Here is a 15,254-nt window from a genome sequence, read left to right on the forward strand (position 1 = left end):
AAAAGTTCTATTTCTATTAGTCTATTCATCTTACACCGTTTTTAATTTTAATACGATAGGGCAATGATCGCTACCTAAAATTTCTGAATGTATAGATGCTTCCTCTATTTTTTCAACTAGTCGGTCAGAGATAATAAAGTAGTCGATGCGCCAGCCGATATTTCGCTCACGTACTTTCGCCATGTAACTCCACCATGTAAAGTGGTCGGTTACATCCGGATGGAAATGACGAAACGTATCTGTAAACCCACTTGCGAGTAAGTCTGTCATCTTTCCGCGCTCTTCATATGTATATCCGGAATTACCGATATTGGATTTCACATTTTTAATATCCAGTTCACTATGGGCAACATTTAAATCTCCACAATAAATGACGGGCTTTTTCGCATCAAGTTCCTTTAAATATATTCTCATTCGGTCTTCCCAAAGCAGCCGTTCCTCCAAACGAGTTAAATCTCTTTTTGCATTCGGTGTGTATGTATTCACCAAATAAAAGTTTTCATACTCCAATGTAAGGATTCGGCCTTCATCTGCCGCAATTTCATTTTCAATGCCGTAATAGACAGCTAACGGCTCGTGTTTCGTAAATACCGCTGTACCGGAGTAGCCTTTTTTCACTGCTGAATGCCAATATTGATAGTATCCTTCTAGTTGGAGATCAATTTGTCCTACCTGGCATTTTGTTTCTTGTAAACAGAAAAAATCCGCATCCATTTCCCGAAAATAATCCAAAAATCCTTTATTCACACATGCACGTATCCCATTCACATTCCACGAAATAAATTTCATCTTTCTTACTCCTTTTATGTAACATATATTAAATTAACCATTAAAAAAAAGAGAACTCGCGCTAAATTAGCACGAGTTGGAGTTGCACTTTATCTTTCAAGATTAGTCTTCACCGACGATTTTTACTTCCATTTCCAAATCGATATCGAACTTCTCTTTTACGACACGCTGTACCATTTGAATTGTATCGATATAGTCTTTTGCCGTAGCATTGTTTTTATTGACGATAAATCCTGCATGCTTTGTAGAAACCTCGGCCCCACCAACACCCTTACCTTGCAATTCACTATCCTGAATGAGCTTACCTGCAAAATAACCTGGTGGACGTTTAAATACACTGCCTGCTGAAGGATATTCGAGGGGTTGCTTCGATTCACGCTGGAATGTTAAATCAGCAATTTTTTCATCGATTTGCTGTTGATCGCCTTGCGCTAATTGGAACGTAGCTGACAGCACGAGATATCCTTTTTTTGCAATAATACTTTTACGGTAAGAAAGCTCCAGTTGTTCGTTGTTCAGCTCAAGAATCTTTCCTTCCGGTGTCAGTACTCTACAAGATGTGACGATATCTTTAACCTCACCACCGTAAGCGCCGGCATTCATCGCCATTGCTCCTCCGATCGAACCTGGAATACCGCATGCAAATTCAAACCCAGTTAAACTTTTAGCTGCAACTTGTTTTGACACTTCTTTAATCAATGCACCACTTTGCGCATAAACCGTATTACCTTCAATGCGAATTTCATCCAATAAGGCAAAATGCAGGACGATTCCACGGACACCACCATCACGAACGACCATATTAGACCCGTTCCCCAGCATGAGTAGCGGTACATTATTCTCATACGCATACTTAACGACAGCTGCTGCTTGCTCTTCTGTATTCGGCAGCACTAAAATATCTGCCTTACCGCCTAGTTTTGTCATCGTATATTTTTTTAGTGTTTCATTTATTTTTATATTAGTTGAAGGAATCCATTGTAATAAATCATTTTCCCACTGTTGAATTGTCATAAAAAACATTTTCCTTTCTTGTAAAGCTGACGTACTTTTTAAGTATCTGTTTTTATAACGCTTTTTACAAGTAAAACAACATGATTTATAACCAAGTTTTCGCCCAGATCTCAATTTCTCTAACAGTTTGTTCAAGGGAAAGCCCTTTATCTGTTAAATTATACTCTACACGAACCGGTACTTCTGAGTATACTTTACGTTCAACAATTCCTTCTTTTTCGAGTTCCTTTAAACGCTCCGACAATAAGCGTCCACTAATCGGCAATGCTGCTTCGATCGCATTGAAACGTTGAGGTCCTTCCAACAATTGATAAATAATTAAAGCTGTCCAGCGTTTCCCAACAAGCTCCATTGCTTTCGATAGACGCGGACATAGCGCTGATTCTTTCATTTTCTTCACCTCATATTCACTACTCTAAATCTAAATTTATTTAACTGCTACATATTATATTACCACTTCTCATCAATTACGAAAAGTAAGTAGCTTACTGCCAGGTTAATTTAAAATAATTGCAACTGCTCAATGACATAAAAAAGAAGGGAACTCACAACTTTGTGAATTACCCTTCTTTACTATATGAATAATAAATTATGCTGTTACTTTTGCTAAATTTTGCGCTGCAGCTTTTACTTTTTCTAGACCGTCAGCGATAATTTGTTCAGCGCCCGCTGGATTTGAAGCATGACCTTCGATAATAACTTCATCGATTTTTTCCATGCCATATACGCCACCAATAACTGCATTAATATAATTTACTGACATTTCTGATGCGTTTGCTTGTGGTGTTGAGTAAATACCGCCACGAGCGTTTAATACGATATATTTTTTGTCCGTCATCAAGCTTACTAATTGACCTTGTTCGTTATATTTAAATGAATATCCAGCACCGTATGTGTAATCGATGAATGATTGTAATGCAGCTGGGATTGTTAAGTTCCATAATGGGAATGCAAATACTACTACATCAGCAGCTGTTAATGCTTCACGAGACTTATTGAAAGCAGCTAAAGAACCTTCTTGGATTGCTGATAATTCTTCGCCCGCTTGTGCTTTACCGAAAGCGTTGAATAATTCTTGACCGAAATATGGCATATTTTCTTCAAATACGTCAAAAGTTGTTACGTTTAAACCTTCATTATTCGCTACTTCAGCAATGAATGTTTCATACATTTTTGTTGATACGCCATCTGGGCGGTTATTTGCTTTTACTACTAATACGTTTGTCATTTTCATTCTCCCTAATATTTTTAATATTATTTATTTTTGCATTTTTATCTTGTTTTAAAGTATCTCAAATTCGAGGTACTTTTATATAATAAAAGAACAACCTAAAAAAATCAATTAGATTGTTCTCATACTTTAGTCTGAATTCCCATTTCGGTTTTATATAAAAATACGAATCTGGGTAAATTTACTCATTTCATTGCTTTTAAATATCACAAGAATCATCGGTACACGCAGCCCCGTCTACACCTTGCATTTTTAAAGGCTTACGTAATCCCATTTCCTGTGCTGCCTTTTCGATTGTTTGCTCAAACACTTCCTGTGGCTGTGCACCTGAAATACCGTACTTATTATCAATAACAAAGAAAGGTACGCCTCGTACACCAAGATTTTGAGCAACCGCAATATCTTGCTCAACTTGCTCCAAATACTCATTGCTCTCGATCACTTGTCGTGCTTTTTCAGCCGATAACCCAACTTCTTCTGCTAATGTCAGTAATACATCAGTTTGTCCGATTGCTTCACCTTCTAAAAAGTAGGCTTTTAACACACGCTCGGTGAACTCTTTTTCTTTTCCTTCTGTTTCAGCCCATTTCGCTAAACGGTGCGCTTTTACAGTGTTGGCACTTTTCATTTCATCAAAATTGTACTCAAGCCCTACTTCTTTGGCACGTGCTGTAACATTTGCTGTCATCTTCTTCACTTCATCTAATGAAATCTGGTATTTTCGTGACAATTCTTCATAGACAGAGCTTGTTGTATCAACTGGTGTGGAAGGATCCAATAAATAGCTTTTATATGCTACTTCAATCGCATCTCCATACCCAAGTTCATCTAATGCGATTTCTAACTGTTTTTTGCCGATATAGCAAAAAGGACATACATAATCAGACCATACTTCGATTTTCATGCTCATCACTCCCCTTGTCTTGTATTGTAGCGAGCAATTATTCAAAAGTACAATGTTTGAAACTCTCTACTCCCCACTAGTTGCGTAATGACTTAATTTGTAGCATAACTGAATAAATCAATGCCAAATACCCAATGCTAAAAAATAAAAAGGTGATATTTTGAAACAATCTCTATGGCTTCCAACACATTCAGAATTTTCTGCTCCAACACTTCAAGAATCGATTAACTGCGATATCTGTATTATCGGTGGGGGGATTAGCGGTATTTATACAGCCTATTCACTTGCTAAAGAGGGGCTGCAAGTTGTGCTAATTGAAGCAATGCCTCAGTTTTCACAAGGTACGACAGGCTATTCTACAGGGAAATTAACAGTACAGCATAATGTCATTTACTCAAAACTTAATGAAGAAGACGGGAAAATTTACTACGAGGCAAATAAACAGGCTATCGAACAAGCTGTTTCCGAAAGTAGCACCAGCTTTACCCGAGCTACTTCTTATGTTTATACAGCTACCCCTCAAGGAAAAGAGCAGCTTTTAAACGAGGCGGAAAGCTATAAAAAAATTGGGATTCCATTTGTTGCAACAAAGGACATCGAACTTTCGGTTCCTGTAGAACTTGCGCTCGGCATTAAAAATGAAGGTCAGATCAATCCTGTTGAGTTCACAAATACGTATGTTCATTTAGCAAGAAAACATGGAGCACAACTTTATTTAAATACACGAGTCACTAAATTAGAAATGTCCAAAAATTGTCTTCATACAAGCAATGACCATACTGTCCATTATAAAAAGCTTATTTTATGTACACATTACCCGATTGAATCAATCCGCCAGCTTTATTCGATGAAGCTGCAAATTAAACGGTCCTACTTAACTGCAACAAAATATTCACAACTGTTAGAAGGCCAATATTTAAGCGTTGATGCTCAAAGCCGTACAATTCGAACGGCACTTATCGATAATCAGCCGTACTTCATCTATGGCGGGCAATCGCATACAGCAGGGTCCACAAGTGATACAGACCCGTTTTACGATACATTGCAGCATGAACTAACAACAGATTTTGAACTTCCTCCATATGAATATGGCTGGAGTGCCCAGGATATTATGACTGCAGACCAAATCCCTTACATCGGCCAGCTTTCCCCAAGCGATGACAGTTTGTATATTGCAACGGGTTTCAATAAATGGGGGCTTTCCTCATCGCTTGTTGCAGGAACATTGCTTACAGATCTTATTAAAAGAATTGCAAACCCGGCAGCTGCTTTATTCTCACCGGACCGTTCGAATTTCGGAAAGACTTTTTACTTTATGCTGCAAACGGGCGGAATGATCGGAAAAGAGCTTGTAAAAGGCTATATCGACAGACCGGATGCGCCTAAGTGTACACACCTCGGCTGTAAAACAAGATGGAATGTAGCTGATGATACATGGGATTGTCCATGTCATGGATCCCGGTACAACGCAAAAGGCGAAGTCATCGAAGGCCCTGCCGTCTATCCGTTAAAAATGAAAAAATCCGGTAACTCTTAAAAGAGTTACCGGGTTTATTTTTTATTTTAAGTTTTCCGTTAATACTGGAACGATTTGTTTTTTTCGTGATACAACGCCAGGCAAGCTGATGCGACCGTTGACAATTGTTGCACCAAAGGCTTTCGCTGCTTCTTCGGCAACTTGTCCAGCTGCTACTGCTGTTGAATCATTGTTTAAAATATCCGTTACAACGAAGAAGAATAAATCAAGGCCGTTATCTGCAATATTTTTGTTCAATAAGTTTTCAAGCTCTTCTTGGCGACCAAGAACGTCTTCGATATCCACTGCGTTTACTTGGGCAACCGTCGCTTTATATTCACCAAATTCAAAGCCTTTTGCATCCAATGACAATAAATCTTCCAATGACTTATCTGAAAGGTCCGCACCTGCTTTTAGCATAGCTAAACCATATTGTGCAGTATCAACATTTGCAATGGCTGCCAATTCTTCACCAGCTTTTACATCTTGCTCTGTGCATGTCGGTGATTTGAATAATAATGTATCTGAAATAATTGCAGAAAGCATTAAACCCGCAATATTAGCCGGAATTTCCACATTATTTTCTTTAAATAATTTATTTAAAATTGTCGCTGTACAACCTACAGGCTCCGCACGGAAATAGAGCGGATCAGCTGTTGTAAAGTTCGCAATACGGTGATGATCGATTACTTCCGTGATTTGTACGTCTTCAATTCCATCTGCCGATTGCTGGAACTCATTGTGGTCCACCAAAATTACATGTGCCGCTTCGTCTTTTACGTTCGCAATTAGACGCGGTGCTTCAAAGTTGAATTTTTCCAGTGCATACTTTGTTTCATTATTTAATTCTCCAAGACGAACTGCTTCTGCATCCACACCTAATTGTTGTTTTAAGTATGCATAAACAATTGCTGAAGTAATTGTATCTGTATCTGGATTTTTATGTCCGAAAACTAATGTTTTACTCATGAGTGAGCCTCCTATTTAAATGCTTTTCGCTCTTCATTTTAACATAACGATCTAAAAGTGAAAAACAGAAGATTTGCTAACATTACTTAGCAAAAAGTAAAACTGTAAGGGCTATTGGTTAGCCCTTACAGTTTAGCTGATTGCTATTAAATTTGATGTATTCAAAGCGCTTTTTGTGTTTTTAGTATACTGCTCATATTGTTGCGGATTTTGATCTACCATCGATTCCACTAATATATGTAAAAGAGAGAAAACCGCAATCGTACATGTGTTTCCGGATTCTTTTGTATTAGGAACGATGAGTACGAGGTTAGCCGGTTCATCTTGAGAATTAAGCTCTTTGTTACGGATTGCGACAATTTTCACATTTTTTCTTTTAGCAATTTCAACTATTGTCGCCATATCTTCATACTCTTCATCAAGCGATATAATGAAAAGCAATGAATCTTCATCCATATATGCAACCTGCTGTGCAATTTTGTCTGCCTCATGGGGAATAAAATGAACGCGGTCTCGTAACCTATTGACATTGCTGTACATCCAAAATGCAACTGGTGTCGATTGTCTGAAACCTAAAAAGTGGATTTTTTTTGCTGTATGTAATAATTGCACAACTTCTTCAACATCCTGCTCTTTTAGTTGATTGAAAGTTTTTGAAATGTTGGCGATGTCATTTTTAACAATGTCTGCCCCAATGTGATTTCGGATTTTTTTAACAGGCACCGCTTGTTTAACTTCGCTTGCTTCACCTTTTTCCATTAAATATTCCTTCAGTTTATCTTGGAGCTCACTAAAACCTGCCAAATCCATTGAGTAGCAAAATCTTATTACAGTCGATTCACTTACATCCGCTAATCTTCCTACTTCGGAAGCGGTATTTGTCCACACAATATTCGGATTATCCATAACAAACTGAGCAACTTTCCGCTGCCCCTTAGAAAGGCGAATATACTTCTTTTTAATATTTTCACAAATAGTCAAATTCTCCATCTCCCTTTCCTCTATTTATCCAATAAAATATTTTCTCACACATTTATGTAACTTTACTTACACTAAATTCTTAATAATAAAAAATACATTATCATGAATAATAATAGAATTCAACGAGTTTTCTGAAAAAACTTTAGCATACTAAAGAATATAAAATTTCAAATAGAAAATTGACATACTTTTGTAAAATATATAGTTTATAAAAGAACTATTATTAAAAATCCTGTTAAGCGCATTCAACTATTAGGTATTTTTTTACATATCATTCATATTAAAAGGGACCTGCGCTTTTTTAATAGCACAGGTCCTTAATATTTATTATACTCTATGGATTGCCATTCGGCATTTAACTATTGTAATTCTGTTTGCTTCGTTTCTTTACCTAAAAAAATAACCGCTAATACACCAATAACGATGGCTACACAGAAAATAGCGAAAATAAAGCTAATATCATAACCTTTTGTCAGCAGTGTCCCCACTAATAACGGACCGAAAATACCTCCAACTCGACCTATAGCTGCCGCCATACCAGCTCCCGTTCCACGTACGATTGCCGGATATTGCTCAGGTGTATAGGCATATAAAGCACCCCATGCTCCCAAGTTAAAGAATGAAAGCAACATACCCGAAATTAATAATGTTTCGATCGTTTCTGCACCACCGAACACAAAGGCACTTGCTGCAGTACCTAATAAATATGTAACTAATACAAATTTCCGCCCAAACTTTTCGATAAACCAAGCAGCTGTAAAATAACCTGGTAATTGGGCTAAAGTCATAATTAATACATATTTAAAACTTGATATTAAATCAAATCCTTTGCCAACCATTACACTTGGTAACCATAAAAACATGCCATAGTATGAAAATACAACTGCAAACCATAAAACCCAAAGCATTAGTGTAGAACGTGCATATTTTTTCTCCCATAATGTTGCGATATTTTGAAATACTGAACGTTTTTTCGATTCCTCTTTTACCCTGAACTGTGGAGAGTCCGGTAATTTCATTCTTATATAAATTGCATAAAGTGCAGGAATTGCCGTAATTAATAATGCAACTCGCCAGCCTTCTAGTGGCCAAAATTCAGCCGGTATAACGAAATAGGCAATAAGCGCAGCAATTAGCCAGCCTCCAGCCCAAAAACTTTCAAGTAAAACAACAACTCTTCCGCGTTCTTCAGCTTTTACGCTTTCAGATACAAGTGTCGAAGCAACCGGTAATTCCCCGCCAAGCCCCATTCCAACAAAGAAACGTAATATTAAAAAGAGCGTCAACGTTGTCGTAAAAGCGGATAATCCACTCGCAACGGAGAAAATTATTAATGTCCACATAAAAATTTGTTTACGTCCAACTTTATCTGCAAGTACACCAAATAACACCGCACCTACTGCCATACCGATGGAGTTTACACTTGCAATCCAACCCATTTGACTACTATTCAATCCCCAGTCAACCGCAAGTGCTGCAATGATAAAGGATAGTATTCCAACATCCATTGCATCGAACATCCATCCAACCCCTGCTATACGTAAAAGTTTATTACGTGATAAGGGCTTTTGTTCATTTGTTCCCACTGACATTACTTTTCCACCTTCCATGTGTCTTTACACCTGACTTAACAACATTATTATAATACATTTCTTTCTTAAAAGTGACAACATTTTTTTTACTTAACAAATTGTTCCGACAATTTAACAATTCCTATTGAAATAAGAAACACATAGGTATAAAATGTCTTGTATACAAAAACAAATGTTCACCTAGCGAGAACAGAAGGAGTTTATTATCTATGTGGAAAGGTCTTATCGAAGAATATAAACAGTACCTACCTGTTACTGAAAATACACCTGCTTTATCACTAAATGAAGGAAATACACCACTAATCCCGTTAGTAAATTTATCAAAAGAGCTCGGAATTGAGTTATACGGAAAAATCGAAGGCGCTAACCCAACCGGATCTTTTAAAGACCGTGGTATGGTATTTGCTGTTGCAAAAGCAATTGAAGAAGGTTCTAAAGTTGTTATTTGTGCATCTACAGGCAATACATCCGCTGCTGCAGCGGCATATGCGGCACGTGCAGGCATTCAGTCTATCGTTGTCATTCCAAAAGGCAAAGTAGCACTCGGAAAATTGGCACAAGCATGCATGTACGGTGCAAAGATTATTGAAATTGACGGTAACTTTGATGATGCATTAAATATTGTTCGCAAAATTGGGGAAAATACTCCTATCGCACTTGTTAACTCTGTAAACCCATATCGTATTGAAGGTCAAAAAACAGCTGCGTTTGAAATTGTCGACCAACTTGGTCAAGCACCTGACTACTTATGTATTCCTGTAGGAAACGCAGGGAATATTACAGCTTACTGGAAAGGCTTTAAAGAATATAATGAAGCAAAACAAAGCGGTCTTCCTAAAATGTATGGGTTTGAAGCAGAAGGTGCCGCTGCAATCGTGCAGGGTGCTCCCATTGCAAATCCGGAAACAGTAGCAACAGCGATTCGTATCGGAAATCCAGCAAGCTGGAAGTTCGCTGAAACAGCTCGTGATGAGTCAGGCGGTCTAATTGATGCTGTAACAGATGAAGAAATTTTAGAAGCTTATAAACTAATTGCCAACAAAGAGGGGATTTTTGTGGAGCCGGGTTCAGCTGCTTCATTAGCTGGTGTCATTAAATCTGTAAAAGCCGGTAAAATTGCTGCAGGCAGTCGTGTTGTTACAATCTTTACTGGAAACGGCTTAAAAGATCCGGATACAGCGATGAATGTTTCAACTGTTGACCTTGTTTCTTTACAAAATGACGAGCAGGAAATCCGTAATTATATCGAGGGCGTATTTAGTCTATGAGTAAAAAGTGGCAAATCAAAGTTCCTGGCAGTACAGCAAATTTAGGCCCTGGATTTGATTCCATTGGCCTTGGACTATCACTCTATTTAACATTGGATGTCACATTACAAGATGAGTGGGAATTTATGCATATTGGTGACAATGTGCCTTCTGATACGACAGTCGACACACATTTAATTTATACAATTGCACAACAGGTAGCACAGCAATATAATACAACGCTGCCTCCATGTAAAGTTGAGATGACTAGCGAGCTTCCCCTTGCTCGTGGTATTGGCAGCAGCGCGGCAGCAATCGTGGGTGCTATTGAATTAGCCAATATTTTAGGGGATCTGAAATTATCGCAACAGGATAAGCTGAACATTTCATCTCAAATTGAAGGACATCCTGATAACGCAACCGCTTCGGTATTGGGCGGGTTGACGATTTCCTCAATGGACGAAGCCGGAATTGTCGATACACTACATATTCAGGAAATGGATGCAGCATTCGTAGTATTTATCCCGAATATCGAACTTAAAACAGCAGCATCACGCGGTGTTTTACCGGAGCACCTGAAACGTAGCTATGCAGTGCGTGCGAGCGCCAATGCGAATATGCTAGCAGCTTCCCTGATTGCAAAGGATTATGAGCGAATCGGACGTTATATGGAAGCAGACCTTTTCCATGAACCTTTCCGAGCAAACCTTATTCCTGCTTATAAAGAAATTCGCGAAGCAGCAAAAAGGGCCGGAGCATATGGAACTGCTTTAAGTGGTGCCGGACCAACATTAATCTCGATGATCCCGCTTGCTTTATCCGAACAGTTTACCTCCTCAATGCAACAACAGTTTCCGGAACACCAAGTTGTAGTGACAACTGCTTCACCATCCGGCTCCACTGTCACAGCTTATTAATAATAAAATAAGGGTATTTAATGTACGTTATTTCCATATACGAATAACGTACATTTTTTGTTTTTTCTATACAATTTTGTCTTTTATGCATAATTCCCCTTAAATTTGGGTATATTAATAAATCTACTGTTAGAAAGGGGTAATGTTTATGAAAATTGCAGTTATTGGGGCTGCTGGTAAGGCAGGAACTCATATTTTAAGAGAAGCAATAATGAGAAACTTTGATGTGACAGCGATTGTAAAAAATAGGGCAACAGTTCAAGAAGAAAATATTAACATCATTGAAAGCGACCTGTTTAATTTAACAGAGGAACAAATCGCTCCTTTCGATATTTTAATTAATGCTTTTGCTCCACTACCAGGGGAAGAACATTTACATGTTGATGCTGGTGAACATTTAATTTCCTTACTAGAAGGAACAGAGAAAAAGTTGTTCGTCATCGGGAGTTCAGGCTGCCTTTTTGTTGATCGCGAAAAAACAGTTCGCCTTATGGATCTCGAAGATTATCCGGAAGACCTTGCTGTCGCAGCAAAGGCTCAATTGCAGAATCTGCGTGATTTGGAAAGCTCTTCAATCCACTGGTCCTTTGCCATTCCATCGGCAATGTTCGATTCGGATGGACCGCGTACCGGCCACTATATTAAGGGTGAAGAGAAAATTTTAGTAAACTCGCAATTTAACAGTTATATCAGTTATGCTGATTTTGCTGTCGCATTGCTCGATGAAATTGAAAAAAATGAATACCCAAATACAACATTTACTGTTGCATCTGAAAATGTAACAGCAGCATCTTAATAAATAGCGCCGAAGCTTCTGGCCTCGACACGAAAAAAGCCAGCATGTTCCCAATAGGAGATGCTGGTTTTTTTTTGTGGAGAAATTAAGTTAACATCACTAAACTGATCGCCATAACTGCCATACCTGCTATTAATCCATAAATTGAAGAATGGGCTTCATCATATTTTTTAGCAGCCGGCAGCAGCTCATCAATCGAAATAAATACCATAATACCTGCAACACCAGCAAAAACAATACCGAACAATGTATCTGTCATAAATTGCATTAGTACTAAGTAGGCAATAAACGCACCGAGCGGCTCTGATAAACCAGAGGCGAACGACCATTTAAATGCCTTCATACGCTTCCCTGTTGCATAAAAGATAGGAATAGCTACCGCAATACCTTCGGGAATATTATGAATGGCTACAGCAATTGCTATCGCTACTCCGACATTCGGGTCCTGCAATACCGCCATAAATGTCGCAATACCTTCCGGAAAGTTATGAATCGCGATTGCTAACGCTGTAAATAAACCCATTTTCATTAACCGGTCTGCTTCTACATCCTCATTTCCGATTAATTGAGCCTTTTGTACATCTTCTACAGACTTTACTTCATGCGGGTTTCTACCCTTTGGAATAAACCGGTCGATTAAGGCAATTAAAAGCATCCCCCCGAAAAAGCCGATGATTGTGTACCAATACCCTACTGTCTCCCCATGAACGTTAACTAAAGCGTCTTTCGCTTTTACAAAAATCTCTACAAGTGATACATAAATCATAACACCTGCTGAAAAGCCTAATGCAACTGAAAGAAACCTTTTATTTGTGCGTGTTGTAAAAAATGCGATCAAGCTGCCAATACCTGTAGCAAGCCCTGCAAATAATGTTAAGCCTAACGCTAATAATACATTCTCATCCATACAATTCTCCTTCTTTATAATCTTTTCTCATATTATACGCACAATGTTTCCTATGTGCAACTTTTTTTAAGCGGGAAACATCTTGTGAGGGTAACCAAACCAAATACTAAAAAAAGGGATTCCTATTCATCAGGAATCCCAATACTACTATTTATTCTTTTTTGACTCATACCATAATACGCATAGGACAAACCAAGTATACCCGATACTCCACCCTGCTATAACATCCGTTGCATAGTGGCGACCTTCCGCTATACGTGATAAACCTATGAAAAAAATAAGGACTAGCATTACACTGTATGTAATAAATTTCCAACTTTTATTTTTCAGCAATTTCGAAATCAAATATGCGAGCGTTAAAAAGAACATTACACTGATTTGCGCATGTCCTGAAGGAAAGCTAAATGAAGTAAGCTGATCTTCAATTTCCGGACGTGGTCGTGAAAAAATACGCTTTAAAAGCTGATTCAGCCCATTTCCAACCCCAACTGTAAGAAGCACAAAGAGCACACCGCGAAAATCTTTTTTAAAGATTGCCAAATACAGCAAGATAATAACGGTTGCAACTATGACAAACTTTATTTCTCCTAAATAATGAAATAAAATAATGAAATTATTACCAAATAATAAAGAGCGGATTTTCATATCAAATGCCTCGAAGCTTGGTATATCAAAATTCAGTGCAATAATAATAAACACCAGCAATGTAACGAATGCAAAAATCGAAACTTTCTTTTTCAAACGATAACCTACTTTCCTTATACGAACTGTTACTTCACTATTATTATATGTAGTATACAAAAAATAAAAATCCACTTCGCTAAAAAACTCTGCAAAGTAGATTCCCTCTTAAACATTCATTATTCTACAACTGTGTAATTTCCGTGCTCCATTGAAATAACGAAATCCGGTTTAGGTGGTTTACCGCCATGCTCTTTGATTTTCGCTTTGTGGCCCGCAATATGCTCAGGGCTCTTCTCCCAGGCTTTCCATGCATCTTCCGATTCCCAACGAATAATCATTACAACTTCCTCTTCACCACGTCGCACATTTTTTACAAGCAGTTCACGGCCAATAAATCCTTCGCGTTGTTCAAGCATCGATGGACCTTGACCAGTTTTTTTGCTAAAGCGCTCGATAATTTTAAGCGAGTTGCCTTCTGTTACGATCCATTTGCGAATTTGTACGAACATTTTAATTCCCCTCTCTTTTAAAAAGGCATGCCTCTACTTGAGAGACATGCCATCTTTAATTATATTATTTTAATTCATTTAAGATTTCATCTAATTTTTCTGCTTCAGTTGTTACACCATTAGAAGAGAAGTACCAGTTTACGCCATCAAGGTAAACGATTTTGCCTTCTTTGTAAGCACGCGTTTGTTTGATGATATCGTTTTCGATGTCAGCTTTGATTGTTTCTACATCAGATGCTGTACGGTCGATGATTAATAATACTTCTGGGTCTACAGAAAGAATTGACTCATACGAGAAGTCAGAACCGTGTGATGAAGCTTTGATATCAGTTGTTGATGGTTTGAAACCAAAGTCATTGTAAACATATGCGAAACGAGAATCTTCACCGTTGTCGAAACCAGAGATTTTTTTGTCGTTGTACATTGCTACTAATGCATTTTCATAGCCAGCTGCTTTTTCTTTTACAGCGTCAACTTTTTCTTGTAATGCAGCTTTTAACTCTTCAGCTTTTTCTTGTTTTCCGAAGATTTCAGCAGCTAAGTCAACTGATTCGTATACACCTTCTACATAGTTTGAGTTATCAGAACCGATGAATACAACGTTTGGTGTAATTTCTTTTAATTCTTCATAGAAAGAACCTTGACGACCTGAGATGAAGATTGCATCCGGGTTAGCAGCTGCTACTTTTTCGAAGTCGATCTGTTTTAAAGAACCAACATCAGTAATTGAATCAGTTAAATATTTTTCTTTTAAATGCTCAGGGAAGTTACCTTTACCGCCGTTAGCAGCGATACCAACGATACCTTCAACACCTAATGCATCAAGTGTATCTAAGAAACCGTAGTCAAATACTACGATGTTTTTTGGCATTTCTTTAAATGTTACATCTTCAAAAGTAAGGGATTTACCGTCTTCTGTTTCACTACCCGCTGATAATGGAGATACTGTCATTGGGAAAGCTGGAGCTTCCGTAGATGAAGTTGTTTCTTCTGTTTTAGCTGGTTCGTTCGCTTCATCTTTCGTAGATGTTTCTTCGTCTGAACCACAAGCTGCTAACATTAATGTTAATGCTGCTGCCGTTAAAAATTTCCACTTTTTCATTGTTACTTTTCCTCCTAAAATACTCTCAAGCGAGAGTGATAATCGTTTTCAATTAACTAACGTTAGTGTAAATCAACTGCCTATAGTTGTCAATGA

16 protein-coding genes are annotated in these 15,254 nt (G+C 38.0%); 4 read left to right on the forward strand and 12 right to left on the reverse strand.

The features are described from left to right. Window positions 1-30: 30 nt before the first annotated feature. The 5 genes from MHB58_RS18810 to MHB58_RS18830 all read right to left on the reverse strand — a co-directional run bounded on the left by MHB58_RS18810 (window position 31) and on the right by MHB58_RS18830 (window position 3,938). Window positions 31-789: an exodeoxyribonuclease III gene (locus MHB58_RS18810; RefSeq protein WP_340735818.1), complete on the reverse strand. Its 759-nt coding sequence runs from the start codon at window positions 787-789 to the stop codon at window positions 31-33. 102 nt (window positions 790-891) lie between these two features. Beyond that, window positions 892-1,803: a UDP-N-acetylmuramate dehydrogenase gene (murB, locus tag MHB58_RS18815; RefSeq protein WP_014822519.1), complete on the reverse strand. Its 912-nt coding sequence runs from the start codon at window positions 1,801-1,803 to the stop codon at window positions 892-894. An 85-nt stretch (window positions 1,804-1,888) separates the two neighbouring features. Next, window positions 1,889-2,194 (reverse strand): winged helix-turn-helix transcriptional regulator, encoded by a 306-nt coding sequence (locus MHB58_RS18820; protein WP_008405817.1) that lies wholly within the window; start codon window positions 2,192-2,194, stop codon window positions 1,889-1,891. Window positions 2,195-2,392: 198 nt separating this feature from the next. Then, on the reverse strand, window positions 2,393-3,031 hold the full coding sequence (locus tag MHB58_RS18825; RefSeq protein WP_008405818.1) for an FMN-dependent NADH-azoreductase: 639 nt from the start codon (window positions 3,029-3,031) through the stop codon (window positions 2,393-2,395). Between the two features lie 202 nt (window positions 3,032-3,233). After that, window positions 3,234-3,938: a DsbA family oxidoreductase gene (locus MHB58_RS18830; RefSeq protein WP_008405820.1), complete on the reverse strand. Its 705-nt coding sequence runs from the start codon at window positions 3,936-3,938 to the stop codon at window positions 3,234-3,236. Between the two features lie 160 nt (window positions 3,939-4,098). On the opposite strand from MHB58_RS18830, the gene MHB58_RS18835 reads away from it, so the two are divergent. Continuing rightward, complete coding sequence (locus MHB58_RS18835; RefSeq protein ID WP_008405821.1) at window positions 4,099-5,475, forward strand: FAD-dependent oxidoreductase; 1,377 nt, start codon at window positions 4,099-4,101, stop codon at window positions 5,473-5,475. A 21-nt stretch (window positions 5,476-5,496) separates the two neighbouring features. Here MHB58_RS18835 and MHB58_RS18840 read toward each other — a convergent pair whose 3' ends face one another. The 3 genes from MHB58_RS18840 to MHB58_RS18850 all read right to left on the reverse strand — a co-directional run bounded on the left by MHB58_RS18840 (window position 5,497) and on the right by MHB58_RS18850 (window position 8,996). Next, window positions 5,497-6,423 carry a manganese-dependent inorganic pyrophosphatase gene (locus tag MHB58_RS18840; RefSeq protein ID WP_008405822.1) on the reverse strand — a complete coding sequence of 309 codons (927 nt, stop codon included), beginning with the start codon at window positions 6,421-6,423 and terminating at the stop codon, window positions 5,497-5,499. 132 nt (window positions 6,424-6,555) lie between these two features. Then, a complete protein-coding gene (locus MHB58_RS18845) occupies window positions 6,556-7,413 on the reverse strand; it encodes a MurR/RpiR family transcriptional regulator (RefSeq protein ID WP_340735819.1) in 858 nt (285 codons plus the stop codon). A gap of 350 nt (window positions 7,414-7,763) precedes the next feature. Further along, complete coding sequence (locus tag MHB58_RS18850) at window positions 7,764-8,996, reverse strand: MFS transporter (RefSeq protein WP_008405826.1); 1,233 nt, start codon at window positions 8,994-8,996, stop codon at window positions 7,764-7,766. Between the two features lie 209 nt (window positions 8,997-9,205). Here MHB58_RS18850 and thrC point away from each other — a divergent pair, with 209 nt between their 5' ends. The 3 genes from thrC to MHB58_RS18865 all read left to right on the forward strand — a co-directional run bounded on the left by thrC (window position 9,206) and on the right by MHB58_RS18865 (window position 11,956). Further along, the gene (gene thrC / locus MHB58_RS18855) at window positions 9,206-10,264 is read left to right on the forward strand and encodes a threonine synthase (RefSeq protein ID WP_008405828.1); all 1,059 of its coding nucleotides are present in this window, start codon (window positions 9,206-9,208) and stop codon (window positions 10,262-10,264) included. Beyond that, window positions 10,261-11,160: a homoserine kinase gene (gene thrB / locus MHB58_RS18860; RefSeq protein ID WP_340735820.1), complete on the forward strand. Its 900-nt coding sequence runs from the start codon at window positions 10,261-10,263 to the stop codon at window positions 11,158-11,160. Before thrC ends, thrB begins: the two co-directional genes overlap by 4 nt. 148 nt (window positions 11,161-11,308) lie before the next feature. After that, window positions 11,309-11,956, forward strand: a complete 648-nt coding sequence (locus MHB58_RS18865) for an NAD(P)-dependent oxidoreductase (protein ID WP_008405832.1) — start codon at window positions 11,309-11,311, stop codon at window positions 11,954-11,956. Window positions 11,957-12,041: 85 nt separating this feature from the next. Here the strand turns inward: MHB58_RS18865 and zupT are convergent, their stop codons facing one another. From zupT to MHB58_RS18885, 4 genes are all read right to left on the reverse strand, one after another. After that, the gene (gene zupT, locus MHB58_RS18870; RefSeq protein ID WP_014822515.1) at window positions 12,042-12,863 is read right to left on the reverse strand and encodes a zinc transporter ZupT; all 822 of its coding nucleotides are present in this window, start codon (window positions 12,861-12,863) and stop codon (window positions 12,042-12,044) included. 147 nt (window positions 12,864-13,010) lie between these two features. Then, entirely contained in the window at window positions 13,011-13,604 is a 594-nt protein-coding gene (locus tag MHB58_RS18875; RefSeq protein ID WP_014822514.1) for a phosphatase PAP2 family protein, read from the reverse strand. Window positions 13,605-13,723: 119 nt separating this feature from the next. Continuing rightward, a complete protein-coding gene (locus MHB58_RS18880) occupies window positions 13,724-14,056 on the reverse strand; it encodes an antibiotic biosynthesis monooxygenase family protein (protein WP_014822513.1) in 333 nt (110 codons plus the stop codon). A gap of 64 nt (window positions 14,057-14,120) precedes the next feature. Beyond that, window positions 14,121-15,158 (reverse strand): siderophore ABC transporter substrate-binding protein, encoded by a 1,038-nt coding sequence (locus MHB58_RS18885; RefSeq protein WP_340735821.1) that lies wholly within the window; start codon window positions 15,156-15,158, stop codon window positions 14,121-14,123. Window positions 15,159-15,254: the final 96 nt, after the last annotated feature.

The sequence above is a fragment of the Solibacillus sp. FSL K6-1554 genome (assembly GCF_038005185.1).
Lineage (GTDB): Bacteria > Bacillota > Bacilli > Bacillales_A > Planococcaceae > Solibacillus > Solibacillus silvestris.

What these genes read in the sequence shown, in the direction of transcription:
- MHB58_RS18810 (WP_340735818.1), bottom strand. Translation starts at nt 789, where the DNA reads ATGAAATTTATTTCGTGGAATGTGAATGGGATACGTGCATGTGTGAAT.
- murB (WP_014822519.1), bottom strand. Translation starts at nt 1,803, where the DNA reads ATGACAATTCAACAGTGGGAAAATGATTTATTACAATGGATTCCTTCA.
- MHB58_RS18820 (WP_008405817.1), bottom strand. Translation starts at nt 2,194, where the DNA reads ATGAAAGAATCAGCGCTATGTCCGCGTCTATCGAAAGCAATGGAGCTT.
- MHB58_RS18825 (WP_008405818.1), bottom strand. Translation starts at nt 3,031, where the DNA reads ATGACAAACGTATTAGTAGTAAAAGCAAATAACCGCCCAGATGGCGTA.
- MHB58_RS18830 (WP_008405820.1), bottom strand. Translation starts at nt 3,938, where the DNA reads ATGAAAATCGAAGTATGGTCTGATTATGTATGTCCTTTTTGCTATATC.
- MHB58_RS18840 (WP_008405822.1), bottom strand. Translation starts at nt 6,423, where the DNA reads ATGAGTAAAACATTAGTTTTCGGACATAAAAATCCAGATACAGATACA.
- MHB58_RS18845 (WP_340735819.1), bottom strand. Translation starts at nt 7,413, where the DNA reads ATGGAGAATTTGACTATTTGTGAAAATATTAAAAAGAAGTATATTCGC.
- MHB58_RS18850 (WP_008405826.1), bottom strand. Translation starts at nt 8,996, where the DNA reads ATGTCAGTGGGAACAAATGAACAAAAGCCCTTATCACGTAATAAACTT.
- thrC (WP_008405828.1), top strand. Translation starts at nt 9,206, where the DNA reads ATGTGGAAAGGTCTTATCGAAGAATATAAACAGTACCTACCTGTTACT.
- thrB (WP_340735820.1), top strand. Translation starts at nt 10,261, where the DNA reads ATGAGTAAAAAGTGGCAAATCAAAGTTCCTGGCAGTACAGCAAATTTA.
- MHB58_RS18865 (WP_008405832.1), top strand. Translation starts at nt 11,309, where the DNA reads ATGAAAATTGCAGTTATTGGGGCTGCTGGTAAGGCAGGAACTCATATT.
- zupT (WP_014822515.1), bottom strand. Translation starts at nt 12,863, where the DNA reads ATGGATGAGAATGTATTATTAGCGTTAGGCTTAACATTATTTGCAGGG.
- MHB58_RS18880 (WP_014822513.1), bottom strand. Translation starts at nt 14,056, where the DNA reads ATGTTCGTACAAATTCGCAAATGGATCGTAACAGAAGGCAACTCGCTT.
- MHB58_RS18885 (WP_340735821.1), bottom strand. Translation starts at nt 15,158, where the DNA reads ATGAAAAAGTGGAAATTTTTAACGGCAGCAGCATTAACATTAATGTTA.